This window comes from Pseudomonas frederiksbergensis (assembly GCF_017114915.1).
Lineage (GTDB): Bacteria > Pseudomonadota > Gammaproteobacteria > Pseudomonadales > Pseudomonadaceae > Aquipseudomonas > Aquipseudomonas frederiksbergensis_I.
Genome location: NZ_JAAUOE010000016.1, coordinates 81835 through 106190, shown reverse-complemented (window position 1 = coordinate 106190; position 24356 = coordinate 81835). Strand labels below are relative to the sequence as shown.

At 60.2% G+C, this 24356-nt stretch carries 18 protein-coding genes; 12 read left to right on the top strand and 6 right to left on the bottom strand.

From position 1 onward, the window contains the following. The first annotated feature begins 21 nt into the window (after positions 1 to 21). The 9 genes from HCU66_RS14100 (at position 22) to HCU66_RS14060 (ending at position 9994) form a co-directional block, all read left to right on the top strand. The gene (locus HCU66_RS14100; RefSeq protein ID WP_095632280.1) at positions 22 to 777 is read left to right on the top strand and encodes a DeoR/GlpR family transcriptional regulator; all 756 of its coding nucleotides are present in this window, start codon (positions 22 to 24) and stop codon (positions 775 to 777) included. Between the two features lie 267 nt (positions 778 to 1044). Further along, complete coding sequence (gene glpD / locus HCU66_RS14095; protein ID WP_205889064.1) at positions 1045 to 2583, top strand: glycerol-3-phosphate dehydrogenase; 1539 nt, start codon at positions 1045 to 1047, stop codon at positions 2581 to 2583. Positions 2584 to 3013: 430 nt separating this feature from the next. Further along, the gene (locus HCU66_RS14090; protein WP_205889063.1) at positions 3014 to 3928 is read left to right on the top strand and encodes a glutamate/aspartate ABC transporter substrate-binding protein; all 915 of its coding nucleotides are present in this window, start codon (positions 3014 to 3016) and stop codon (positions 3926 to 3928) included. A gap of 191 nt (positions 3929 to 4119) precedes the next feature. Then, positions 4120 to 4866, top strand: a complete 747-nt coding sequence (locus tag HCU66_RS14085; protein WP_205889062.1) for an amino acid ABC transporter permease — start codon at positions 4120 to 4122, stop codon at positions 4864 to 4866. Then, positions 4866 to 5537, top strand: a complete 672-nt coding sequence (locus HCU66_RS14080; protein WP_205889061.1) for an amino acid ABC transporter permease — start codon at positions 4866 to 4868, stop codon at positions 5535 to 5537. Before HCU66_RS14085 ends, HCU66_RS14080 begins: the two co-directional genes overlap by 1 nt. Next, the gene (locus tag HCU66_RS14075; RefSeq protein WP_205889060.1) at positions 5534 to 6268 is read left to right on the top strand and encodes an amino acid ABC transporter ATP-binding protein; all 735 of its coding nucleotides are present in this window, start codon (positions 5534 to 5536) and stop codon (positions 6266 to 6268) included. Before HCU66_RS14080 ends, HCU66_RS14075 begins: the two co-directional genes overlap by 4 nt. A 161-nt stretch (positions 6269 to 6429) precedes the next feature. Then, positions 6430 to 8331: a two-component sensor histidine kinase AauS gene (aauS, locus tag HCU66_RS14070; protein WP_205889059.1), complete on the top strand. Its 1902-nt coding sequence runs from the start codon at positions 6430 to 6432 to the stop codon at positions 8329 to 8331. Continuing rightward, positions 8328 to 9656, top strand: coding sequence for a two-component response regulator AauR (gene aauR, locus HCU66_RS14065; protein WP_205889058.1), 1329 nt, complete (start codon positions 8328 to 8330; stop codon positions 9654 to 9656). Before aauS ends, aauR begins: the two co-directional genes overlap by 4 nt. Positions 9657 to 9664: 8 nt before the next feature. Beyond that, positions 9665 to 9994 (top strand): GlpM family protein, encoded by a 330-nt coding sequence (locus tag HCU66_RS14060; RefSeq protein WP_176466865.1) that lies wholly within the window; start codon positions 9665 to 9667, stop codon positions 9992 to 9994. Between the two features lie 137 nt (positions 9995 to 10131). Here the strand turns inward: HCU66_RS14060 and HCU66_RS14055 are convergent, their stop codons facing one another. Next, positions 10132 to 11151 (bottom strand): alpha/beta fold hydrolase, encoded by a 1020-nt coding sequence (locus HCU66_RS14055; protein WP_205889057.1) that lies wholly within the window; start codon positions 11149 to 11151, stop codon positions 10132 to 10134. A gap of 223 nt (positions 11152 to 11374) precedes the next feature. On the opposite strand from HCU66_RS14055, the gene HCU66_RS14050 reads away from it, so the two are divergent. Next, entirely contained in the window at positions 11375 to 11836 is a 462-nt protein-coding gene (locus tag HCU66_RS14050) for a hypothetical protein (RefSeq protein WP_205889056.1), read from the top strand. 114 nt (positions 11837 to 11950) lie between these two features. Then, a complete protein-coding gene (locus tag HCU66_RS14045; protein ID WP_205889055.1) occupies positions 11951 to 17506 on the top strand; it encodes a dermonecrotic toxin domain-containing protein in 5556 nt (1851 codons plus the stop codon). 40 nt (positions 17507 to 17546) lie between these two features. Here HCU66_RS14045 and metE read toward each other — a convergent pair whose 3' ends face one another. Beyond that, complete coding sequence (gene metE, locus HCU66_RS14040; protein ID WP_205889054.1) at positions 17547 to 19859, bottom strand: 5-methyltetrahydropteroyltriglutamate--homocysteine S-methyltransferase; 2313 nt, start codon at positions 19857 to 19859, stop codon at positions 17547 to 17549. Positions 19860 to 19979: 120 nt separating this feature from the next. Between metE and metR the strand changes: the two genes are divergently transcribed. Beyond that, the gene (metR, locus tag HCU66_RS14035; RefSeq protein ID WP_007898547.1) at positions 19980 to 20897 is read left to right on the top strand and encodes a transcriptional regulator MetR; all 918 of its coding nucleotides are present in this window, start codon (positions 19980 to 19982) and stop codon (positions 20895 to 20897) included. 120 nt (positions 20898 to 21017) lie between these two features. Here the strand turns inward: metR and HCU66_RS14030 are convergent, their stop codons facing one another. The 4 genes from HCU66_RS14030 to nosR form a co-directional block, all read right to left on the bottom strand. Beyond that, positions 21018 to 21527 (bottom strand): GNAT family N-acetyltransferase, encoded by a 510-nt coding sequence (locus HCU66_RS14030; protein ID WP_205889074.1) that lies wholly within the window; start codon positions 21525 to 21527, stop codon positions 21018 to 21020. Positions 21528 to 21529: 2 nt separating this feature from the next. Continuing rightward, complete coding sequence (locus HCU66_RS14025; protein ID WP_205889053.1) at positions 21530 to 22168, bottom strand: LysE family translocator; 639 nt, start codon at positions 22166 to 22168, stop codon at positions 21530 to 21532. A gap of 36 nt (positions 22169 to 22204) precedes the next feature. Beyond that, a complete protein-coding gene (locus HCU66_RS14020; protein ID WP_205889052.1) occupies positions 22205 to 22639 on the bottom strand; it encodes an NUDIX hydrolase in 435 nt (144 codons plus the stop codon). A gap of 192 nt (positions 22640 to 22831) precedes the next feature. Then, the gene (gene nosR, locus HCU66_RS14015; RefSeq protein WP_205889051.1) at positions 22832 to 24184 is read right to left on the bottom strand and encodes a response regulator c-di-GMP phosphodiesterase, NosR family; all 1353 of its coding nucleotides are present in this window, start codon (positions 24182 to 24184) and stop codon (positions 22832 to 22834) included. Positions 24185 to 24356 lie beyond the last annotated feature (172 nt).

Here is a 24356-nt window from a genome sequence, read left to right as displayed (position 1 = left end):
CGGCAGCCCAAAGGAAGCCCCATGAATCTGCCTCCCCGTCAGCAGCAAATCCTCGAACTGGTCCGCGAACGCGGCTATGTCAGCATCGAGGAAATGGCTCAGCTGTTCGTCGTTACACCGCAAACCATCCGCCGCGATATCAATCAATTGGCGGAAGTGAACCTGCTGCGTCGTTACCACGGCGGCGCAGCTTATGATTCGAGCGTCGAAAACACCGCCTACGCCATGCGCGCCGATCAGATGCGCGATGAGAAGCAGCGTATCGGCGAAGCCATTGCCGCACAGATTCCCGATCACGCCTCGCTGTTCATCAACATCGGCACCACCACCGAATCCATCGCTCGGGCGCTGCTCAACCACAACCATCTGAAGATCATCACCAACAACCTGCATGTGGCCTCGATGCTCAGCGCCAAGGACGACTTCGACGTCCTGCTGACCGGTGGCAACGTACGGCGTGACGGTGGCGTGGTCGGTCAGGCCAGCGTCGACTTCATTAACCAGTTCAAGGTCGACTTCGCCCTGGTCGGCATCAGCGGCATCGATGAAGACGGCAGCCTGCTGGATTTCGATTACCAGGAAGTGCGGGTGTCCCAGGCGATCATCGCCAATGCCCGACAGGTGATTCTCGCGGCCGACTCCAGCAAATTCGGGCGCAACGCCATGATTCGCCTGGGGCCGATCAGCCTGATCGATTGCCTGGTCACCGATCAGCCACCTTCGCCAGCCCTGGCGCAGTTGTTGAGCCAGCACAAGATCCGACTCGAGGTCGTTTAAACGACCTGTAGGAGCCAGGCTTGCCGGCGAAAGCGGCCTTAAGTACGCCTTCGCCGGCAAGCCTGGCTCCTACAAGGATTGGCGTCGTCCTCGCTTGCGCCCTAACCGCGCATCTAAATGTTCGTAAATTTTCCTTTAACGGCCCTTCGATCAGTATTTTCAATCGAGGCTCACTGGCTGCGCGCGTCTTTATGGGCTAATATTTTCGCAAATGAACATTAATGTTCGAATTCAAATATAGAAACTAAAAAAGCCCGAGGCCAGCCGATGCCCACTTCTACCTTGCCTACGCCCCCTCTCGCCGAGGTCTACGATATCGCCGTCATCGGTGGTGGGATCAATGGCGTGGGGATCGCAGCGGATGCTGCCGGTCGCGGTCTCTCAGTATTCCTTTGCGAAAAAGATGACCTGGCCAGCCACACCTCGTCGGCCAGCAGCAAGTTGATCCACGGTGGCCTGCGTTACCTCGAACATTATGAATTCCGCCTGGTACGCGAAGCCCTGGCCGAGCGCGAAGTGTTGCTGGCCAAGGCGCCGCATATCGTCAAACAGATGCGCTTCGTGCTGCCGCACCGCCCACACCTGCGTCCGGCCTGGATGATCCGCGCCGGCCTGTTCCTTTATGACCACCTCGGCAAGCGGGAAAAACTCGAAGGCTCGAAAAGCCTGAAGTTCGGCCCGGACAGCGCACTGAAAAGCGAAATCACCAAAGGCTTCGAATACTCCGATTGCTGGGTCGATGACGCGCGCCTCGTTGTGCTGAACGCCATGGCCGCCCGTGAAAAAGGCGCCCACATTCATACGCAAACCCGCTGCGTCAGTGCCCGTCGCACCAAAGGCCTGTGGGACCTGCACCTGGAGCGCGCCGATGGCAGCCTGTTTTCGATCCGCGCCAAGGCACTGGTAAACGCAGCCGGCCCATGGGTCGCCCAGTTCATCCGTGACGACCTGAAGATGGAATCGCCGTACGGCATCCGCCTGATCCAGGGCAGCCACCTGATCGTGCCGAAATTGTACGAAGGCGAACACGCGCACATTCTGCAAAACGAAGATCAGCGCATCGTGTTCACCATCCCGTACCTGAACCACTTCACCCTGATCGGCACCACCGACCGCGAATACACCGGTGACCCGGCGAAAGTGAAAATCACCGAAGGCGAAACCGATTACCTGCTCAAAGTGGTCAACACCCACTTCAAGAAGCAACTCAGCCGCGACGATATCCTGCACAGCTATTCCGGCGTTCGTCCGTTGTGTAACGACGAATCCGACAACCCGTCGGCCGTCACCCGCGACTACACCCTGGCATTGTCCGGCAGCGCCGAGGAAGCGCCGCTGCTGTCGGTGTTCGGCGGCAAACTGACGACCTACCGTAAACTGGCCGAATCGGCGCTGGCGCAACTGGCACCGTACTTCACGCACATCAAGCCAAGCTGGACCGCCAGCGCCACCCTGCCCGGCGGCGAAGGCATGACCACTCCACAGGCCTTGAGCTCGCGCATCCGCGACCAGTTCGACTGGCTGCCCACCGAAATCGCCCGTCGCTGGGCCACCACCTACGGTAGCCGCACCTGGCGCATGCTCGAAGGCGTGGAAAACCTCAGAGACCTGGGCGAACACATCGGCGGCGGACTTTACACCCGCGAAGTCGATTACCTGTGCAGCGAAGAATGGGCGACCACCGCTGATGACATCCTGTGGCGCCGCAGCAAGCTTGGACTGTTCACCACCCCGGCGGAACAGCAAAAGCTCAAGGACTACCTGAACAAGGTCGAACAGAACCGCAGCAAGATCGAAGCGGCCTGATCGGCAATCCGGTTGAAGCAAAGCCCCTGAATCTCACGATTCAGGGGCTTTTTCATAACCCGCAAAACTGTAGGAGCGAGGCTTGCCCGCGAAGAACGATAACGCGGTGCTCCAGGCAGACCGCGGTGATCCATTCGCGGGCAAGCCTCGCTCCTACAGGTTGAGGGAGTCATTCATTCGGTTTTCCGAACGCGACCTGTCGGTCGATTCGGATAACCGGATTACTGATCGTGAAAAAATGCGCCAAAAATACTTAATAACCTTATAAATCAATCACTTGAACTATATCGCCTAGCCTGGCACGAGTCATGCTCTACACTCTCGGACGAATGTTGGTTGGGCGCCCCCTTCAGGCGCCGTCACGCATTCGAAGCAGCAAAAAAGGCCGTTGAACTGGCTCCATAAAAAAAACAATGTCGAGGAAAATTTGATGCGCATCGTTCCCCATATCCTGGGCGCAGCCATTGCTGCCGCTCTGATTAGCACGCCAGTTTTCGCCGCCGAACTCACCGGCACACTGAAGAAGATCAAAGAGTCCGGCACCATCACCCTCGGGCATCGTGACGCGTCCATTCCGTTTTCCTACATCGCGGACGCTTCCGGCAAACCGGTTGGCTACTCCCACGATATCCAGCTGAAAATCGTCGAAGCCATCAAGAAAGACCTGGACATGCCCGACCTCCAGGTCAAATACAACCTGGTGACCTCGCAAACCCGTATCCCGCTGGTGCAGAACGGCACAGTGGACGTCGAGTGCGGCTCCACCACCAACAACGTCGAGCGTCAGCAACAGGTTGATTTCTCCGTCGGTATCTTCGAAATCGGCACCCGTCTGCTATCCAAGAAAGACTCCAAGTACAAGGATTTCCCGGACCTGGCTGGCAAGAACGTCGTGACCACCGCCGGTACCACGTCCGAGCGCATCCTCAAGTCGATGAACGCCGACAAGCAGATGGGCATGAACGTCATCTCCGCCAAAGACCATGGCGAGTCCTTCCAGATGCTGGAAACCGGTCGTGCCGTTGCGTTCATGATGGATGACGCCCTGCTGGCCGGCGAAGCAGCCAAGGCCAAAAAGGCGAGTGATTGGGAAGTTACCGGTACACCACAATCCTTCGAAATCTACGGTTGCATGGTCCGCAAGGGCGACGCACCGTTCAAGAAGGCAGTGGACGACGCCATCAAGGCGACCTATGCGTCGGGCGAGATCAACAAGATCTACGAAAAATGGTTCATGCAGCCAATCCCGCCAAAAGGCCTGAACCTGAACTTCCCGATGAGCGACGAGCTCAAGACCCTGATCGCCAATCCGACCGACAAAGCGGCTGACGAAAAGAAATCCTGATTTCTGACTAACCTTATCCCCTGAAAAGGCCTTTGCCCTTTCAGGGGGTTGTCACTCCCTGCTGGCATTTCTGGAAACACTCGAACCGGTGGCTGTCGAGCCGTTCGCGTGTGCCCGACTCATGGTTGGGCGGGAACGGAACTTCCCCAGGCGGGCACTTGTACATCGATCGAATCCGAGGGGAGACCCTAATGAATTACAACTGGGACTGGGGCGTGTTCTTCAAGTCCACCGGCGTGGGCAGCGAAATCTATTTCGACTGGTTCCTCTCCGGCTTGGGCTGGACCATCGCCATCGCCGTCGCCGCCTGGATCATCGCCCTGATACTGGGCTCGATTCTGGGCGTCATGCGTACGGTGCCAAATCGTATCGTATCGGGCATCGCGACCTGCTACGTCGAGCTCTTCCGTAACGTGCCGCTGCTGGTTCAGCTGTTCATCTGGTACTTCCTGGTGCCCGATCTGCTGCCTGCGGACCTGCAAGAGTGGTACAAACAGGACCTCAACCCGACCACCTCGGCGTTCCTCAGCGTCGTTGTGTGCCTGGGCCTGTTCACCACCGCTCGGGTTTGCGAACAAGTGCGCACCGGTATCCAGGCGTTGCCCCGCGGCCAGGAGTCCGCTGCTCGCGCCATGGGTTTCAACCTGCCGCAGATCTACTGGAACGTGCTGCTGCCCCAGGCTTACCGGATCATCATTCCGCCGCTGACCTCGGAATTCCTGAACGTGTTCAAGAACTCCTCCGTCGCGTCGCTGATCGGCCTGATGGAGCTGCTCGCGCAGACCAAACAGACCGCCGAGTTCTCCGCCAACCTGTTCGAAGCCTTCACCCTGGCAACGCTGATCTACTTCACCCTGAACATGAGCCTGATGCTGCTGATGCGCGCGGTCGAGAAGAAAGTCGCCGTACCGGGCCTGATTTCCGTAGGGGGTAAATGATGGAATTCGACTTCTCGGGCATCATTCCGTCCCTGCCGGGCTTGTGGAACGGCATGGTCATGACCCTCAAGCTGATGGCCCTGGGCGTGAGCGGCGGGATCATCCTCGGCACGGTCCTGGCGCTGATGCGTCTGTCCCACAGCAAACTGCTGTCGAACATTGCCGGCGCCTACGTTAACTACTTCCGCTCGATCCCGCTGCTGCTGGTCATCACCTGGTTCTACCTGGCGGTGCCGTTCGTGCTGCGCTGGATCACCGGCGAAGACACCCCGATCGGCGCGTTCGCCTCGTGCATCGTGGCGTTCATGATGTTCGAAGCGGCGTACTTCTGCGAAATCGTCCGGGCCGGCGTGCAGTCGATTCCCAAGGGCCAGATGGGCGCTGCCCAGGCCCTGGGCATGACGTATGGCCAGATGATGCGGTTGATCATCCTGCCGCAAGCGTTCCGCAAGATGACCCCGCTGCTGTTGCAACAGAGCATCATCCTGTTTCAGGACACCTCGCTGGTCTACGCGGTCGGTCTGGTGGACTTCCTCAATGCCTCGCGTGCCAGTGGCGACATCATCGGCCGCTCCAATGAGTTCCTGATCTTCGCAGGTCTCACGTACTTCATCATCAGCTTTGCCGCCTCGCAGCTGGTCAAGCGTCTGCAAAAAAGGTTCGCCGTATGATCTCTATCAAGAACGTCAACAAGTGGTATGGGGACTTCCAGGTACTGACTGATTGCAGCACCGAGGTCAAAAAAGGCGAAGTGATCGTGGTGTGCGGGCCGTCCGGCTCCGGCAAATCCACCCTGATCAAGTGCGTCAACGCCCTGGAACCGTTCCAGAAAGGTGACATCGTGGTCGACGGCACCTCCCTCGCCGACCCGAAGACCAACCTGCCGAAACTGCGTTCGCGGGTGGGCATGGTGTTCCAGCATTTCGAACTGTTCCCGCACCTGACCATCACCGAAAACCTGACCATCGCGCAGATCAAGGTGTTGGGCCGCAGCAAGGAAGAAGCCACCAAGAAAGGCCTGCAACTGCTTGAGCGCGTCGGGCTGTCTGCCCATGCGCATAAGCACCCGGGCCAGCTTTCCGGTGGTCAGCAACAGCGTGTGGCGATTGCCCGTGCGCTGGCGATGGACCCGATCGTCATGCTGTTCGACGAACCGACCTCGGCACTGGACCCGGAAATGGTCAACGAAGTGCTCGACGTGATGGTGCAACTGGCCCACGAAGGCATGACCATGATGTGCGTGACCCACGAAATGGGCTTCGCCCGCAAGGTCGCGGACCGGGTGATTTTCATGGACCAGGGCAAGATCATCGAAGACTGCAAGAAAGAAGAGTTCTTCGGCGACATCAACGCCCGCTCCGAACGTGCGCAGCATTTCCTCGAGAAGATTCTGCAGCACTAAGAAGGAAGACACCGCTCCCCTTTGGGAGCGGGCTTGCCCGCGATGAGGGCCTGCCAGTCAACGATGATGTCGACTGGCAGTCCGCTATCGCAGGCAAGCCAGCTCCCACAGGGTCCGTGGGAATATGGATATTGTGTTGTGGTTGACCCAAGGCATCTGTGATGAAATGCGACTCCACCCTCTATCGCGCCGCGCCGCCATCACTCGCCGTGAAACCCCGTTTGATTCGCCATCTGTTCCTGCCGCCACTGATCATCGCCCTGATGATCGGATTGGGTTACATCGGCTTCTGGGTCAGTGAACACTACGGCATTCGCAGCCTCAGCGAGAACGGCCAGCGTCAGCTGGAACTGCACGCCCGCGCCGTCGAGAGCGAGATCAGCAAATACACCTACCTGCCCAGCCTCCTTGAACTCGAATCGAGTGTTTCCAGGCTGTTGGCCGACCCGTCGCCGGAATACCGGCAGACGGTCAACGAATACCTCGAAGGCCTGAACCGGCGCAGCCGCAGTCGGGCCATTTATGTGATGGACACCACCGGCCGCGTACTGGCTACCAGCAACTGGCGCGATGTCGACAGCTATCTGGGCGAAGACCTGTCCTTCCGCGCCTACTTCCAGAACGCCGTGCGCGGTCAGCCGGGACGTTTCTACGGCATCGGCAGCACCAGCGGCGAACCCGGCTATTACCTGGCTCATGGCCTGGAAGAACACGGCAAGATCATCGGTGTCGCAGTGGTCAAGGTTCGCCTCGAAGCCATGGAAGAACGCTGGCAGCGCGCGCGCCTGGAAGCCTTCGTCAGCGACGAGAACGGCATCATCATTCTCTCCAGCGATCCGGCGCGGCGGCTCAAGTCGGTGCTGCCGTTGAGCGACGACACCAAGGAACGCCTGGCTCGCAGCCTCCAGTACTACTGGTTTCCACTGAATGAACTGCAACCGCTGGCGCGGGAAAAACTGGCCGAAGGCGAGGAAAAACTGACCTTCCCCGCCAACAGCGAACTGGTGTCCGATGAAGAGAACATCAGCTACCTGTCACAAACCCGACCGCTGAGCGATACGCCATGGAATTTCACCCTGCTCACGCCCCTGCAAGACCTGCGGCGTGAAGCGGTCAATCAGGGGATTCTGGTGGCGGTGGCGTTTGCCCTGGTGGCGTTTCTGCTGATCGCCTGGAACGAGCGGCGCAAGGTGATCGCCACCCGCCTGGCGGCGCGGGAAGCCTTGCAGGAAGCCAACAATCAACTGGAGCGTCGGATTACCGAACGCACCACCGACCTGCGCGCCAGCAACGAACGGCTCAAGGGACAGATTCGTGAGCGCCGGCAGGCTGAAGAAACCTTGCGCCGCGCCCAGGATGAACTGGTCCAGGCCGGTAAACTGGCCGCCATCGGCCAGATGTCCACCAGCATTGCCCACGAATTGAACCAACCGCTGGCAGCCTTGCGGACCTTGTCCGGCAACACTGTGCGTTTTCTGGAACGCGGTCAGCTGGATGTGGCCAGCACCAACCTCAAGACCATCAATGAACTGATCGACCGCATGGGCCGGATTACCGCCAGCCTGCGTTCCTTCGCCCGGCGCGGCGATGACAAGGGCCAGGCCAGCCTCGGCAATGCCGTGGACGCCGCCCTGCAACTGCTGGGCAGTCGGATGGAAAGCGCGCACCTGCAATTGCAGCGTGATTTCGCCGACGTGCAGGTGCAGATCGACCAGACCCGCCTGGAGCAGATCCTGGTCAACCTGATCGGCAACGCGCTCGACGCCATGCAGTCGCAGCCCCTGCCGACGCTGTGGCTCGAAGGCGAGGAATTCGACGGCAAGTATCGCCTGCGGGTGCGCGACAACGGCCACGGCATCGATGCCGAAGCGCGCAAGCACCTGTTCGAACCGTTCTTCACCACCAAGCCCGGCGAACAGGGCCTGGGCCTCGGCCTGACCCTGTCGGCGAGTCTGGCCGCCGCCACGGGCGGGCATCTGGGTGTCGAACACCCGGCCAGCGGTGGTACCACCTTCGTCCTCAGTTTACCGTTGGTAAGCCCCACTCCCGCCGAGCCAATATGAACAACGACCTTAGTGTGCTGATCGTCGAAGACGACCCCCATGTGCTGCTCGGTTGCCAACAGGCGCTGACCCTGGAAGACATTCCCTGCATCGGCGTGGGCAGCGCCGAAGAAGCGCTGGAGCGGGTCGGCGACAACTTCGCCGGCATCGTCATCAGTGACATCCGCCTGCCGGGCATCGATGGCCTGGAACTGCTGACCCGGCTCAAGGCCCGCGATCGCAGCCTGCCGGTGGTGCTGATTACCGGCCACGGCGACATCTCCATGGCCGTCGGCGCGATGCAGAAAGGCGCCTACGATTTCATGGAGAAACCCTTCTCCCCCGAACGTCTGGTGGACGTCGCCCGCCGCGCGCTGGAACAACGCAGCCTGGCGCGGGAAGTCTCGTCGCTGCGTCGACAACTGTTCGAGCGCGATTCCCTCGAAGGCCGGATCATCGGTCGCTCGCCGGCCATGCAGAACCTGCGGGAACTGATCGCCAACGTCGCCGACACCTCGGCCAACGTATTGATCGAAGGCGAAACCGGCACCGGCAAGGAACTGGTTGCCCGCTGCCTGCACGACTTCAGCCGCCGGCACAGCAAACAGTTCGTCGCGCTGAACTGCGGTGGCCTGCCGGAGAACCTGTTCGAAAGCGAAATCTTCGGCCACGAAGCCAACGCCTTCACCGGTGCCGGCAAGCGGCGGATCGGCAAGATCGAACACGCCGATGGCGGCACGCTATTCCTCGACGAAGTGGAAAGCATGCCGCTGCCGTTGCAGATCAAACTGCTGCGGGTATTGCAGGAACGCACCCTCGAACGCCTCGGTTCGAACCAGAGCGTCGCGGTGGATTGCCGGGTGATCGCCGCAACCAAGTCCGATCTGGATGAGTCGAGCAAGGCCGGCGAGTTTCGCAGCGACCTGTATTACCGCCTGAACGTGGTCACTCTGGAACTACCGCCACTGCGCGAACGCCGCGAAGACATCCTGCAATTGTTCGAGCATTTTTTGCAGCAGTCATCCCTGCGCTTCGACCGCACCGCGCCGGAACTGGACAACCAGACCTTGTCGACCCTGATGAGCCACGACTGGCCGGGCAACGTGCGCGAATTGCGCAACGTCGCCGAACGCTTCGCCCTCGGCTTGCCGGCGTTCAAAAAATCCGGCCCTAGCGGCAGCAACCAGGGCCTGGCCTTCGCCGAAGCGGTGGAAGCCTTCGAACGCAACCTGCTCAGCGACGCCTTGCAACGCAGCGGCGGCAACCTGACCCTGGCCAGCCAGGAACTGGGGATGGCCAAGACCACGCTGTTCGACAAAGTGAAGAAGTACGGGCTGAGCCACTGATGGACCTGATTTTCAAAGCCACCCTGGGCGCGGCGGTGGTGGTGATTCTCGCCATGCTGGCCAAGACCAAAAACTATTACATCGCAGGCCTGGTGCCGCTGTTTCCGACCTTTGCGCTGATCGCTCACTACATCGTCGGCAAGGGGCGTTCGCTGGACGATCTGAAGACCACCATCGTGTTTGGCATGTGGTCGATCATTCCGTACTTCGTTTACCTGGCGACCTTGTATGTGATGGTCGACCGGATGCGGCTGGAGGCTTCTCTGGCCGTGGCGGCGGTGGCGTGGTTGATGGCAGCGACCGTGCTGGTCAGTGTTTGGGTTCGCCTGCACGGCTAACCGCGATCTTCTGTAACCGATCGTTCCCACGCTCTGCGTGGGAATGCAGCCCGTGACGCTCCGCGTCACTGGACGCGGAGCGTCCCTAGAGGCGTTCCCACGCAGAGCGTGGGAACGATCGACACTGGATCGAGGTGTTACAGCAGATTGTGTTCAGCCACCGGATCGATCTGCGCCCAATGCGAGGTGTCTTCACGATGATCGCGCAAGTACGGCAACACCGCCGCCAGCAACGGCGCCTTGAACGCCTCCTGAAAACGATGGGCCAACCCCGGAATCAGCTTCAATTGACTGCCACGGATATGCGCCGCCAGGTGCACGCCGTGCATCACCGGCAACAATGGATCGGCGGTGCCGTGAACCACCAGCGTCGGCACTCGCAACTGGTTGAGCAGCGCCACGCGGCTGGGTTCGGCGAGGATCGCCATGATCTGGCGCTTCACGCCCTCGGGGTTGAACGCACGGTCATAGGATTGCGCCGCCTGTTGCAGCAGCGCCTGCCGGTCATCGCTGACCACCGGGCTGCCCAGTGCCGCCAGCAAATCGGCCTGTTGCTCCAGCGCCACTGCGCGATTCGGCGCGCCGCGTCGCGACAGTAACTGCACCAGCGCCGCACTCGGCGCCGGCAAACCTTCGGCCCCCGAACTGGTCATCAACAACGTCAGGCTCTCGACACGCTGCGGCGCCATGGCCGCCAGATGCTGGGCGATCATCCCGCCCATGCTGGCGCCCAGCACGTGAAATTGCTCGACGTGCAAGGCATCCATCAGCCCAAGCGCATCGTCGGCCATGTCGGTCAGGCTGTAGGGCGCCGCCACCGACAAACCCAGTTTGTAGCGCAGCACCTCAAAAGTCAGGTTGGCCTCGGCCGGCGCTTGCCGCCACGTTGACAGACCGACATCGCGATTGTCATAGCGGATCACCCGAAAGCCTTGCTGACACAGCGCGACCACCACCTCATCGGGCCAATGAATCAACTGCCCGCCCAGGCCCATCACCAGCAACAATGCCGGATCCGAGGGACGGCCAATGCTCTGGTACGCCAGGCTCACCTGCGCCAGATCGACGTGTTCGGTCGGAACATTGACATCGCAACGAGACGCCGCCAACGACGGCAGGCCAAACAACAACGCGGCCAACAGAAAAAGTACACGCATGAAAAACACCGAAACGCAGAACTCCAGTAGAGCGCGAGTCTGATGAAGTTTGTTCAAGCGCGCTGCCACAGTTACGTGACAGTTTGATGAAGATTGCCGAATGGTCATTGCGACAGGCCTGCCGAATAGTCGACCGTCTATCGTTACTGTCAGATCTGACAGTAGGCAAGGCATCCATCAAGGGATTTGATTACACGCTCACCTCGAGCACAAGGACACCTGAATGCCCATACCCAACGGTAATTTTGAAACCGGCGATTTCACTGGTTGGACGGTGCAAGCTTTCAACACACCGGCCACCGTAGTTTTCTTCAATGGCAGTTACAAAGCGCGACTGGTGGGTGGCAGGAGCACCGGCCAATTATTGTTTACCCGAATCAAAGCCAAGCCCGGAACATTCACCTTGAGTTTCACTGCCATCGCCCCGCAATCCATCGAACACCAAGGACCACCCGACCCGCTGACCCACGCTTTCGTGCTGTTTATTGTCACGGGATTCGATGCCAGCGGTGTACCGGTTCAACATGACTTCAGCACGGCAGGGATCACCCCCTCCTCAAATACGATCACTTACAGCGGCGAATTGTTACCTGGAGTGGAGGAGGTCGAAATACGCTTTTCGATACCGTCCGATCCTTTTGCGAACAAAGGGCCGGTGTATCTGGACGAGGTGAACTTTGTTTGAACGCCACCGTCATTGCGCGACGCTATAACTATGTAACGCCATCGCCTCCGGCAAATTTCCTTCAATGGCTCGTTCAAGGAGTGGATCCACCACTCCCTCACCGAGCCAGATTCTATGACCGATAGACTCCTCCCCGCTCTTCCCATCCCTGCGCCGGTCGTAATACCGACCGTATCCTCCCTGCCGGATGCCGCCGATGAAAGCCTGTTTCTCCAGGCCTCGGCTCGCTGGCGTGCCAGCAACCAGGGCTTGTGCGAACTTGTTGGCGACTGCCCGCGATTGCGCGACACCTTTGATCAACTGCTTGAACAAAAACTGGATCTGGACGGACAACAGGCCGGTTTGCTTTTCACCGCCACGGATCAGCATCCGGAGCATTTCGTCAGCTTTACCGATGCCTGCGCCTTCGTCATGCAGCATCCGACACTGGAAACGACGCTGGATCAGCGCTGTCGAGTCATCGGTCTGAAGCAGGATCACGCCCTGTCAACCCTGACACCGCTGCACATGCTCGAACGACTCAAGACGCTCGACCCGGAACGCTCGCACAGCGAGCGCTGGCGAACGTTTTGGGACGCGCGCGCCCCCGGCACTGCGGTGTCGCGCCAACAACGCGCCATCGAGCTTTACCGCGATCACTTCGAGGCGGCCGCCCAAGTGGCGATCTCTCAAAGAGCCCTGACAGCAGACCAGCTCAAACCACTGCAGGTGATTATCGACCCGGCCGCCGGAACGCTGGACAAGCACCCCATCCGCACCGAGAAACTGGCCCTGGTGTTGAGCAACCATTGCAGAGTGAAACTGATCGGAGCGTGGGTCATCACCACGACAGATGACGCCAGCCAATGGCTGTATCTGCCCAGCCAACCCGTCGCGATCCAGCTATTCAAGCAACGCAGCGACATGGAGGCCTGGCTGTCGCGACAAGCCCTCGTCCCGAACGGCCTGCCCGGCGAAAACCTGCGCTTTGAGTACACCGCGCAAGCCGATCCCATGGTCGTGGGCGCCAGCGATCTGGTGGGGACGCATCAACAGGCTCAAATCAACGCCTTGCGCAATGGATCTCTGGGCAAACCCGGTTTGGCGGAGCACGGTGCGCAATCTCTCGTTCAGGTCGACCGGCTCGATCGACAACCCGGCAACGTCAGCGTGCTCGCCGCACCGCCCAGGCTGGAAACCGCCGATGCCCAAGATGAACAGCCACTGTTCGGCAGCCTGTATGCCGACATCCCCTGGCCCTTGCGCCAGGCTGCGGTGAAGCAACAGCGCGATGCGCTTGAATCACTGATTAAAGAAGTGGGTGATGGCACCGGCCTGCAACCGTTCAAGGACTCGCTCAACGCATTGGAAGCCGCCGAACAAGCCGCCGACGAGGCCGCCTCTGCCTTGCTGAGTCGGTCGCGCACGCTGGATCTCGTGACGTTCCAGCGCGAGTTCACCACCCTGCATGGCGCCCACAAAGCAGGACTGCACGCCGAGGCGGCCTTGCAAATGGCCCTCAAACAACTGAGTGACGAGGAGTGTCGCCTGCTCAAGGCCCTGCTGGACACGCCCGATACCCCTGGCCCAGACGCAGTGGCCGCCAGCCTGACCCTGTCGATGACCGAAAAGAAGGGCGACAAAACCACGGTCAACACCCAGGAACTCAACGGCGTATTGGTCGTCACCCATGCGGATGCGCTCGCCAATGCCGACGCGCCGCACAGTCTGTTGCTTTATTGGCCTGGCAGCGGCGGCGGGCTGCAACGGTTCGCCAACCGACGCGAGCTTGAGCGCCAGATGTTCAAGATCGATCAGGCCGCCGGGTTGACGGTGCATCTGACAAAAATCACCGGCGATGCGCTCCGGTATGGTTTGGACCAACTGACCAGCGATTTCGAAGACCAGGCCAGCGCCATCCGCCAACGTCACACCGAACCGGCCGATGCCACGCAGCGTGCCGAGCAACTGCAAGCGTTGCGCAAACGCGCCCTCGCCACTTTGCAGGTCCCCGTGCACGCGGCCAGGAGCCTGGCCTTCGCCTATCTGCTGGAGCAAGACCGCAGCGGCACCCTCGCCTCCCATCTGCCGGACTGGCTGAGCCAACTGACCGACGCTGAACGTACCGGCCTCAAGCGCCTGATCGAGGCTTACATCCCGGCGATGCAACGCAGTCACGAGCTGATGACGGTGGCCCTGGAACCCCGTAACGACTTCACCCGTAAACACTTGCACGCACGCCTGCGCAAGGACTTCTCGATCAAGGGCCATTTCGACGTGCAGCTGAGTCTACCCGACGCTGTCACATGGGGAACGCAGTATTCCTCGGGGCCCTCCGCGCCGGTGCCAACCACGGTCATGGTGCCCGGTGCCAAGCGCAGCACCCTCTCACTCGAAGACCTGGCCCAGCTCAATATCGACAACGTTCAGTCGGTGCAACAGGATTCCCTGTCCCAACGGTTGGTCTTCATGCGGCTGCAAGTCGCTGCCGCCGATGACAAGGAACGCATTCGTCTGCTGAACGGCATCACCCTGACCTACCTGCGCAAAATCCTGCCGCAACTGGATCTGCCCAAAGCCTATGAACAACTGATTCTCGACACCTTCAAGGGGGCGGCCACCGAACCGGTGTTCGTGAGAGAGCATCGCCGTGAATGCCTGGTCGAGCCCTGGCGCCTGATGCTCAAGTTGCAGGGTGAATGCGCGCGGCTGCAAAAACAGATCAGCGACGATGAACAGCAGACCCTCAACATCGCTATCGATGCCAGCGCCCCTGCCGCATGGCGCGTCAACGGCAAGCGCATCGTCATTCTGCCGGCCCGCCTGAACGCGGGAGGCAAGGACACACCCGGCGAAGGTCCGTCCACCTTGTCTGGGGTGACCTTCATCGAAGAACAGGTCAGTGGGGGTACCCTGCTCTATCTGCCCGACAGCCCCGATGGCCGGTTCCTGCGCCGATACGACAACCTGGAAGCGGCGCGCAAGGCGCTGTTCAATTTGTGCCAGCAGGACTCGATGATCCGCTATCTCTCAAGCCGGGCTCTACACGGTGATGTGCGGGCCCATGAAAGCCGCATCAATAAGGCCGTGCTCAAAAATTTCGATGCCCTGATCGAAGTCGGCACGCCCTGGCCGGCCACCACGTCGTTGGCCGCCCACCTGCTTGATGCTCATATGGGGCGCTTGATTGCCGCCCACCGTGACACCTCACGCTCCAATTCTGCGCTGTACCTGGAACGGTATGCGCTGGAGGGTCCGCGTGCGTTCAACTACATCAAAATGGCCCTGGGGATGATGCCCTTCGTCGGGACCGCCATTGCCCTCTACGATGCCTGGACGGCGGCGAATCAGGCGGCAGCGGCCTTCTTGCGCGGCGACGTAGGCGACGGAGTCGCGGAGCTCAAAACGGTATTGCTGTGTTTGATCGACGCGGCCATCGACTTGATTCCGGGGGGAGCGGCAGGCTCTGCACCATCCGCTGCCCGCGCACTGACGCGCACTCGGCAACTGCGCGGGTTGACCACCCGTGCCGCAGCCTTGCAGAGACCCTCCTTGCGTCAGGCTCGACATGTGGCCGCACGCTTCGCCGGTTACGACTACGAACAACCGATTTCGCTGTCCGGGCTGCAGCCCGGCTCCCATGGCATCTACCGTAATGTCTACCGACATGCCGATGGCGACTTCATCGTGCGCCAGGGACGTATCTTTCAAGTGGAACTCAGCAAGGATTCACGCAGCTGGCGCTTGTACGGTAATGCCCGAAAAACCTACAAACAGCCGATCGCCCTGGATGAAACAGGTCATTGGGACACTTACTTCGGTGTTTATGGCACGACCTTCGAAGGTGCTGGCCTGGGCGGCGGCAATCTGCTCGGGCATCTGGCCGATACACTCGATCCGCTATGGCCACAGGCCTTGCGCCAACGACTGCCGCGCTGGTGGGTCGACCATGCTTTTCGTCGTCATCACGCATTGACCGAAGCCGCCGACGACATCGCCTTGCAAATGGATGCACAGCTGGAGCGCACCAACGCGATATTGACCACTTACAACAACAAACCGGCCGATCAGCGGGGGACGGCGCTGATATTGGCGGCCGATTTGTCATGCATTGCCGATATCGCGTTGGCACGCCGGCATTACCAGACGCTGACAGATCTGCATCCACTGACCCACGGCAACAAAAAAAGCAAGCTTCTGGACTACCAAAACAAAAACGCCGCATTGCTGACGGACAGGTACAAACAGCGGGTGTTCCTTGCCAATCATCGGGCCAATCCGCTGATGGATCGTATCGATGCGCTGACGGTAGCGCTGGACGCGATCCCTGCAACAGCGTTTTCCGAGCGACTGCGGGTGCTGAAGGACATCAGAACGGTGCGGCTGGAGCTGATCAAAGAACTCGACGCGATCGACGCCCTCATGCGCGAACTCAATGACTGGTACCAGCGCATCGCCAACAGCTCATACAAAGCCCAACTGACCCCGGAAGTCGCCAAGCTGAACGCAAAGCTCAGCGAGGCCAATCTCCTTTACTTAAGAACGGGGCACTTGCTGGAAATAGTGACACGCTATGAAACCCGCAACGATTTGTCCTGGTTCTATCTCCAGGGCCAGGTGGGCACTATCAGAAGCCGGGTCGACCGGTCACTGTTCATCCAATACAGTCTGCCGGAAGTCAGTGCCACCAGGGCTCAACGCAACCAAATCCTCCAGGACTGCATCGATACTTACACGCAATGGCGTCGTGAGTTGAGGGTCTGGACCACCAGCTACCCACAGCACTTTCATATGGATGCGGTCGAGCCATTGACGACTGGACTCGAGAGAATGGCCGAACGGGCTCGCAAGGGCATCAACGAACAGTCGCCTGCCCAGGTCAGGCCTGCCGGGGGGGTCACCAAAAAAGTGTTCACCACGGACGACGACCAATTGCTGATCGGGGTCGAGCGCTGGGAAGCGACAACGCAAAAGCGCCAATACGTCATGACCGGCAAGGGTGGACACGAGGAAGTCTGGGAGCAAGCCAGCAACGGTAAATTCCGTCTGTTGAATCCGCGGGACACGGCAGCGACACCGCCTCAAATGAGCCTTGCTGCGTTAGTGGCCGATGCGCACAAACAACTGGCTGACCAACCGGCCTATCTCGGCAAAGTAAAATCCTACGCCGAGCAAGACATGCTCCCGATTGATCTGGAACACATGATGGTCAGCCAGGCCGATGAACTGACCCGCCGCGCCCTGCGCATCGAAGCGATGGACGCGCAGAACACGCTCATTCGGCAACTGCGCGAGAAGGCCGCAGAACTCAGAGGCACTGGACGGCAAATGCGAACTCGGCAGTCGTTGGCAACCCAAAAGCCTACGGATGCAATGCTCGAGGATCTACTCGACCAGAATGCCGTGGATATCCGCAGAACCAGCCCGATCAAAACCCTTGGCAAACGCCGAGACGGTCGGACCGACTATATGCAGGAATATGAGATCCGGAACCTGTCACAAACACCCCCCAAGGTGCTGTGGTACGCCCATTTCCACTATTCCAAGGCCAAGCCTGTTTTCGGCGAATTCGAGAAAGCTCATTTGAAGTTGCCGGAGCACCGGTTCCTGACTCACGCGGATAACGCCGAACTGCCTTATGCCGATATCGGCAAAAGATCGACCGCGCTCCCGCACTTCGAAAACCTCTGACGCCAAAAAGGAGCGGTCGCGACCGCTCCTTTTTCTGGCATCAGGCCAACTGACTGCGCAACTGCCGCGCCGCTGCCACCATGTTCACCAACGCCGCTTCAGTCTCCGGCCAGCCCCGGGTCTTCAACCCGCAATCGGGATTGACCCACAACCGCTCGGCCGGAATGCGCTTCACGGCTTTGCTCATCAACTTGACCATCTCGGTCGTATCCGGCACCCGTGGCGAGTGAATGTCATAGACGCCCGGACCAATGTCGTTCGGGTAGTCGAACGCCTCGAAGGCTTCCAGCAGTTCCATGTCCGAGCGCGAGGTTTCGAGGGTGATCACATCGGCGTCCATGGCGGCGATGGACTGGATCACGTCATTGAATTCGCTGTAGCACATGTGGGTATGGATCTGGGTTTCGTCGCGCACGCCCGATGCACTCAGGCGGAACGCCTCCACCGCCCAGTCGAGGTATTCCTGCCATTGCGCCCGGCGCAGCGGCAGCCCTTCACGGAACGCGGCTTCGTCGATCTGCACGATCTTGATGCCGGCGTTTTCCAGGTCCACCACTTCGTCTCGCAGGGCCAACGCCAACTGCTGCGCCTGGATTTTGCGCGAGACGTCTTCGCGCGGGAACGACCACATCAGCATGGTCACGGGACCGGTGAGCATGCCTTTCATGACCTTGTCGGTCAGGCTCTGGGCATAGGTGATCCAGTCGACTGTCATCGGCGTCGGACGGCTGAGGTCGCCATAAATGATCGCCGGTTTGACGCAACGCGAGCCGTAGCTCTGCACCCAGCCGAACCGGGTGAAGGCATACCCCTCAAGCTGTTCGGCGAAGTATTCGACCATGTCGTTGCGCTCGGCTTCACCGTGCACCAGCACGTCCAGCCCCAGGCGCTCCTGGATTTGCACGGCGTGGCGGATTTCGCTGTGCATGGCGTCAGCGTAATCGTTGGCCGACAGCTTGCCTTGCTTGAAGGCCTGGCGAGCCAACCGGATGGAAGCGGTCTGCGGGAACGAGCCGATGGTGGTAGTCGGGAACGCTGGCAGTTGCAGCCGCGCCCGTTGTTGCTCGATGCGCTTGGCAAATGGCGAATGGCGTTGGCTGTCCGCCGCGCTAATGGCGTTGATTCGGGCCTGAACCTCTGCCTTGTGGATACGCGGCGACCGGGCGCGGCTGGCCTGAATCGCACGACTTTCAGCCAGAGCGGCTTGCACCTTGGGCGCCTGCGGATCATTGAGGGCATCACGCAGCACGGCAATTTCGCCGCACTTCTGCACGGCAAACGCCAGCCAGCTTTTCAGTTCCGGGTCGAGTTTGTCCTCACGCTCCAGGTCCACCGGGCTGTGCAGCAACGAACAGGAACTGCTGACCCACAAGTTATCGCCAAAGCGTTCCTGGGCAAATTGCAGTTGGGCCAGGGCTTGTTCCAGTTCGCAACGCCAGACGTTGCGGCCATTGACCAGGCCCACCGAGAGAATCTTGTAAGTCGGCAGTCGATCCAAAACCTGGCCAAGCTGATCCGGCGAGCGCACCGCGTCGATGTGCAAACCTTGTACAGGCAGGCCGACCGCCAGGCCGAGGTTGTCTTCCAGGCCACTGAAGTAGGTCGCCACGAGTTTTTTCAACGGCGAGTATTGGAGGATGTGGTAAGCGCGTTCGAAAGCGTTTTTCCAGGTTTGTGGCAGGTCGAGAGTCAGGATCGGTTCGTCGATCTGCACCCACTCCACGCCTTGAGCGGCGAGGCGACCGAGGATTTCGCCGTAGATCGGCAGCAGGCGCTCCAGCAAATCCAGCTTGTCGAAGTCGTTGCCTTTGACCTTGCCCAGCCACAGGTAAGTCAGCGGGCCGATGATCACCGGTTTGACGTTATGCCCCAGCGCTTTGGCTTCTTCGACTTCATCGAACAGCTGTTCCCAGCTCAGCTTGAACTGTTGGTCTGCAGTGAATTCCGGGACCAGGTAGTGATAGTTGGTGTCGAACCACTTGGTCAATTCCTGGGCGTATTGCGCCTGGGCATGTTCGCCACCGCAGCAAGCAGCCGTCGCACCACGGGCCATGGCGAACAGGGTGTCGAGGGTCGGCAGACCGCGTTCATCCTTGGCGCTGTCGAAACGCTCGGGGATCACGCCGAAGGTCAGCGAATGAGTCAGCACCTGGTCGTACCAGGCGAAGTCGCCCACGGGCAGCAGGTCGATGCCTGCATCTTTCTGCAATTGCCAGTGGGTGGCGCGCAATTGGCGACCGACGCTTTTCAGAGCGTCCTGATCGAGGTCGCCCTTCCAGTAGGCTTCGAGGGCTTTTTTCAGTTCGCGGTCAGCGCCGATGCGCGGGAAACCTAGGGTGTGGGCCAATGCCATGGTGAAAATTCTCTCTATAGAAGATGCTATAAAACATGGTGCTATTGTCGACAGCCCACCCAACATGAGACAAACTCAACCTTTTCGTGTTGATCACAAGTTTTCCTCATGGAGCCCCCGGTGCTTGAAATCCGTCACCTGAAAACCCTGCACGCCCTGCGCGAAGCCGACAGCCTGGTGGATGCAGCCGACCGCCTGCACCTGACCCAGTCGGCGCTGTCCCATCAGTTCAAGGAGCTGGAAGAACGCATGGGCATGCCGCTGTTCGTGCGCAAGACCAAACCGGTGCGCTTCACCAGTGCCGGTCTGCGCCTGCTGCAACTGGCCGACGCCACCCTGCCGCTGCTGCGCGGCGCCGAGCGTGACATTGCACGACTGGCCGGTGGCACGGCGGGGCGTTTGCACATGGCGATCGAGTGCCACAGCTGCTTTCAGTGGCTGATGCCGACCATCGACCAGTTCCGCGATGCCTGGCCGGAAGTCGAACTGGACCTGGCCTCGGGTTTCTCCTTCGCCCCGTTGCCGGCGCTGGCCCGAGGCGACCTGGACCTGGTGGTGACTTCCGATCCGCTGGAACTGGTCGGGATCACGTACGTGCCGTTGTTCACCTACGAAGCCATGCTCGCGGTGGCTAACCAGCACCGCTTGGCGAGCAAACCGTACATCGTGCCCGAAGACCTGCTCACGGAAACCTTGATCACCTACCCGGTGGAGCGCGATCGGCTGGACATCTTCACCCGCTTCCTGGAACCGGCCGACATCGAACCGGCCCAGGTACGCACCTCGGAACTGACGGTGATGATGATGCAACTGGTGGCCAGCGGTCGCGGCGTGTGCGGCATGCCCCATTGGGCGCTGCATGAATACAGTTCACGGGGTTATGTGAAGGCCAAGCGACTGGGGGAGAAAGGCTTGTTCGCGACGTTGTATGCCGGGATTCGCGCCGACATGCTCGATGCACCGTACATGCGCGATTTTTTGCTGACGGCCAAGGACACGTCGTTTTCGACGCTGGATGGGGTTAGTGCCGTCCGATAGCACGACCGACTTGATCGTTCCCACGCTCTGCGTGGGAATGCCTTAATGGACGCTCCGCGTTCGGCTCTGGAGGGACGCGGAGCGTCCCGGGCTGCGTTCCCACGCAGAGCGTGGGAACGATCAAGGCTCAGCGGTAATCTCGCGCCACATGTGGATCTTGTCGAAGTAGTCTTCGCCGACCCGCACCGCCAACGGTTCCAGGCCAAACTGTACGAAGCCGCAGCGCTGATATAGCCTGAATGCCGCTTCGTTGCCGGCGGTGACGGTCAGCTGGATCAGCCTCAAGCCCCCATGGGCCTGCGCTTCGGCCAACGCGGCCTGTACCAGTTGATAGCCGAGCCCACGCTGTCGCACTTTGCCGGTCACGTACAGGCCAAACAGCGTCGCCTTGTGCCGGGCCTTTTCCCGGGACTCGAAGGCCAGGCCGACGATGCCTGCCAGTTTCCCTTCCTCGAACGCACCGAGCACCCGGTCCAGCTTGCTGGTCAGGCGCGATTCCCACCACCCCAGCGGCATCGCGGCGCGCTCACGCACGCTGGAAGTGAACGCCTGGGGATGCGAGTCGTAGGCTTCGAGCATCAGCGCCCGATAATCCAGGGCATGACTGGCATCAAGCCGCTGAATCCACATGTTCAAGCCGCTCGCCGCTGCTCAAACATCAACCGTACCGCCAACCCGGACAGCACGAAACCCATGAAATAACGCTGCATTGCCAGCCAGTTCGGGTTGTTGACGAACCAGGACGCGATGCCCGCGGCGAACAGCGCGATCAGCAGGTTGACGCTGAAACTCACGCTGATCTGGGTCAGGCCGAGGATGATGCTCTGGCTGAACACCGAACCGTGCTCAGGGGTAATGAACTGCGGAAACACCGACAGGTAAAACACTGCGATCTTCGGGTTCAGCGCGCTGGTCAGAAAACCCATCGTGATCAATTTGCGCGACGAATCGGCCGGCAACTGCTGCGCCTCGAACGGCGAACGCGCACCGGGCTTGACCGCCTGCCAGGCCAGCCACAGCAGGTACAACGCACCGGCCCACTTCAGCACTTCGTAGGCCACCGGCACAGCCATGAACACCGCGGTCAAACCCGCCGCGGCAGCGAACAGGTGCACTAGAAATCCCGCGACCACGCCCAGCAACGAAGTCACCCCGGCCTTGCGCCCCTGGCAGATGGAACGAGAGATCAGGTAGATCATGTTCGGCCCGGGCGTGAGTACCATCAGCAGCGCCGCGGCGGCGAAAATCAGCAAGTCTTGAAGAGGGATCATGGGCATCCTGTCCTTGAAATCAGAGCGCCTGGACGATCAGGCGGTTTCGACCAGTGAAGCTCGATAAAACGGCAAGATCAGGTCCCGTGTCAATGGCGCCAGCGTGAGCTCACCGTCGGTGGCCGGGTCGATCCAGCGCACCTCTTCGATTTCCGCCGCCGGGGATACGTGCGAATCGATGGTCAGCTGAAAGAGTTCGGCCTGTACGACAAAGCCCGGCTCGTTGGCGGCCGGCGCCGAGAATGGCCCCAGGTAAGTGGCGTGCGCCGGATCGATGACCAGCCCCAGTTCCTCTTCCAGCTCACGGGCGAGGGCGTGGACCGGTTGCTCATGGGCCTCGATTTTGCCTCCCGGCTGCATGAACGCCTGGGTGCCACGCTTGCGCACCAGCAGGGTGCGACCGTCGGGACCGATCAGCAGGGCAGCGGCAATGCGAATGATGCGGGGCGAAGCGGCGGATGAAAGCGACATGGATCAGGATTGGCCTTGGGTAAAAGCAGCAAGGATCACATGAGCGCCGGTTCTGCGTCACGTCGAAAAAACACCTGCCGATCACTATGGCGGCGTTTTCCACGATCTGGTGATTCTGGAGCTGGCTTGCCAGCGAAGGCGGCCTTGAGCCCTGCTGTGCCCATGAGCACGCCTTCGCCGGCAAGCCGGCTCCTACAGGGGATCCGTCTCGAGAATCGCTATCTCCTCCGGCACCTTCACAAAAACGCTGTACCTGGCACCTTCCATCGCCTCGAAAGCGATCAGTTTCTCCACCAGCGGCCCATTCAATACCTTGCCGGCATTGAGTAGCAGCATGCCGTTGTCGGCATTGAGGTTGCGCGCCAGAATCATGCCCGCCGCCAGATCCCGGGTGGTCAGCACTTTGACCGTGGGATCGGCCAGCGTCACATCACTGAGGTACGCCGCGCAGACTTGAATGAAATCCTCCACCAGTTCCGGATCGTACAGGCGACCGGTGTACTGACGGATATACACCAGCGCCTCGTCGCTGTTCATCTGCCGTTCGAGGATCAGCCCGCGCTGCAACTCAATGAAATCCACCGCCAGTTTCAGCAACCGCGAACCGAACGGAATCGCCTCGCCCTTGAGCCGATCAGGAAAACCGCTGCCGTCCCAACGCTCCTGGTGGTGCAGGATCAGCCGGGCGGCATCCTTCATCGGATCGAGGGTCATCAGCAGCGATTCACTTTGCTTTGGATAACCCCGATAGCGCTCGCGATCATTGTGATGCAGCAGATCCGAAGGGGTACTCATCATGCTGTCGGTCCAGCTCAACTTGCCGATGTTGTACAGCGCCGCCGCCATGGTCAGATCACGACGGGTGCCTTCGTCCAGGGCATGACGTTTGCTGTACACCCGCACCAGCTCGATGATCTGCCGGTTGGTCTGCTTGGCGGGCGGCAGGCGCAGGTTGGCCAGCAACGAAAACACTTCCGTGCCGGTGACATAGCTGCGTTTGAGTTCTTCGTAGGCCAGGTCGAGCATGTCGGCGGTCTGTTGCAGCTCGCTGGTACGGGCCGCGACATGTTTTTCCAGGCAGGCGTTGAGCAGCTTCAATTGCTCGTTCTGATCCCACGTCTCTTGCACCAGCCGCAAGCGTTCACGCTCGGAACATTGATAGGCCAGTGATTGTCGCAACGTCAGCAACATTTCCTCATCGTGCCAGGGCTTGCTGATGTAACGATGAATCTGCCCTTCATTGATGGCTTTGATAATGGCTGACGGATCGGCATAACCGGTCAGCATGATCCGGAGGGTGTCAGGGTAACGCTGACGGACGTGGGCCAGCAGCGTGGCGCCGTCCATATTGGGCATGCGCGCGTCACTCATCACCAGATCGACCGGCCGCTGCGCCATGATCTCCAGGGCCTGGGCTCCACTGGTGGCCAGCAGTACCTCGTAGGGCTGGCCGCGCAGCAGGCGGCGCAGGCTGTTGAGTATCGACTCCTCGTCGTCGACCAGCAGCAAGGTGGGTTTCACTGTGGTGGGGAGCTGCTCTTCCATGGCGATACCTCAAGTGAAACCTAACCTACAGGCTAGATGATTTTCAGAGCGACCCCGGAAATGATTCGTTTCAGTCCACCGGGCGAATTTCTGGCCTGGCGACTATGCTCAGGTCACTCGGATCCAAAACGATGCCCGCTCCGTCCAGCGATCAGGGAAGGGATACCCTCTA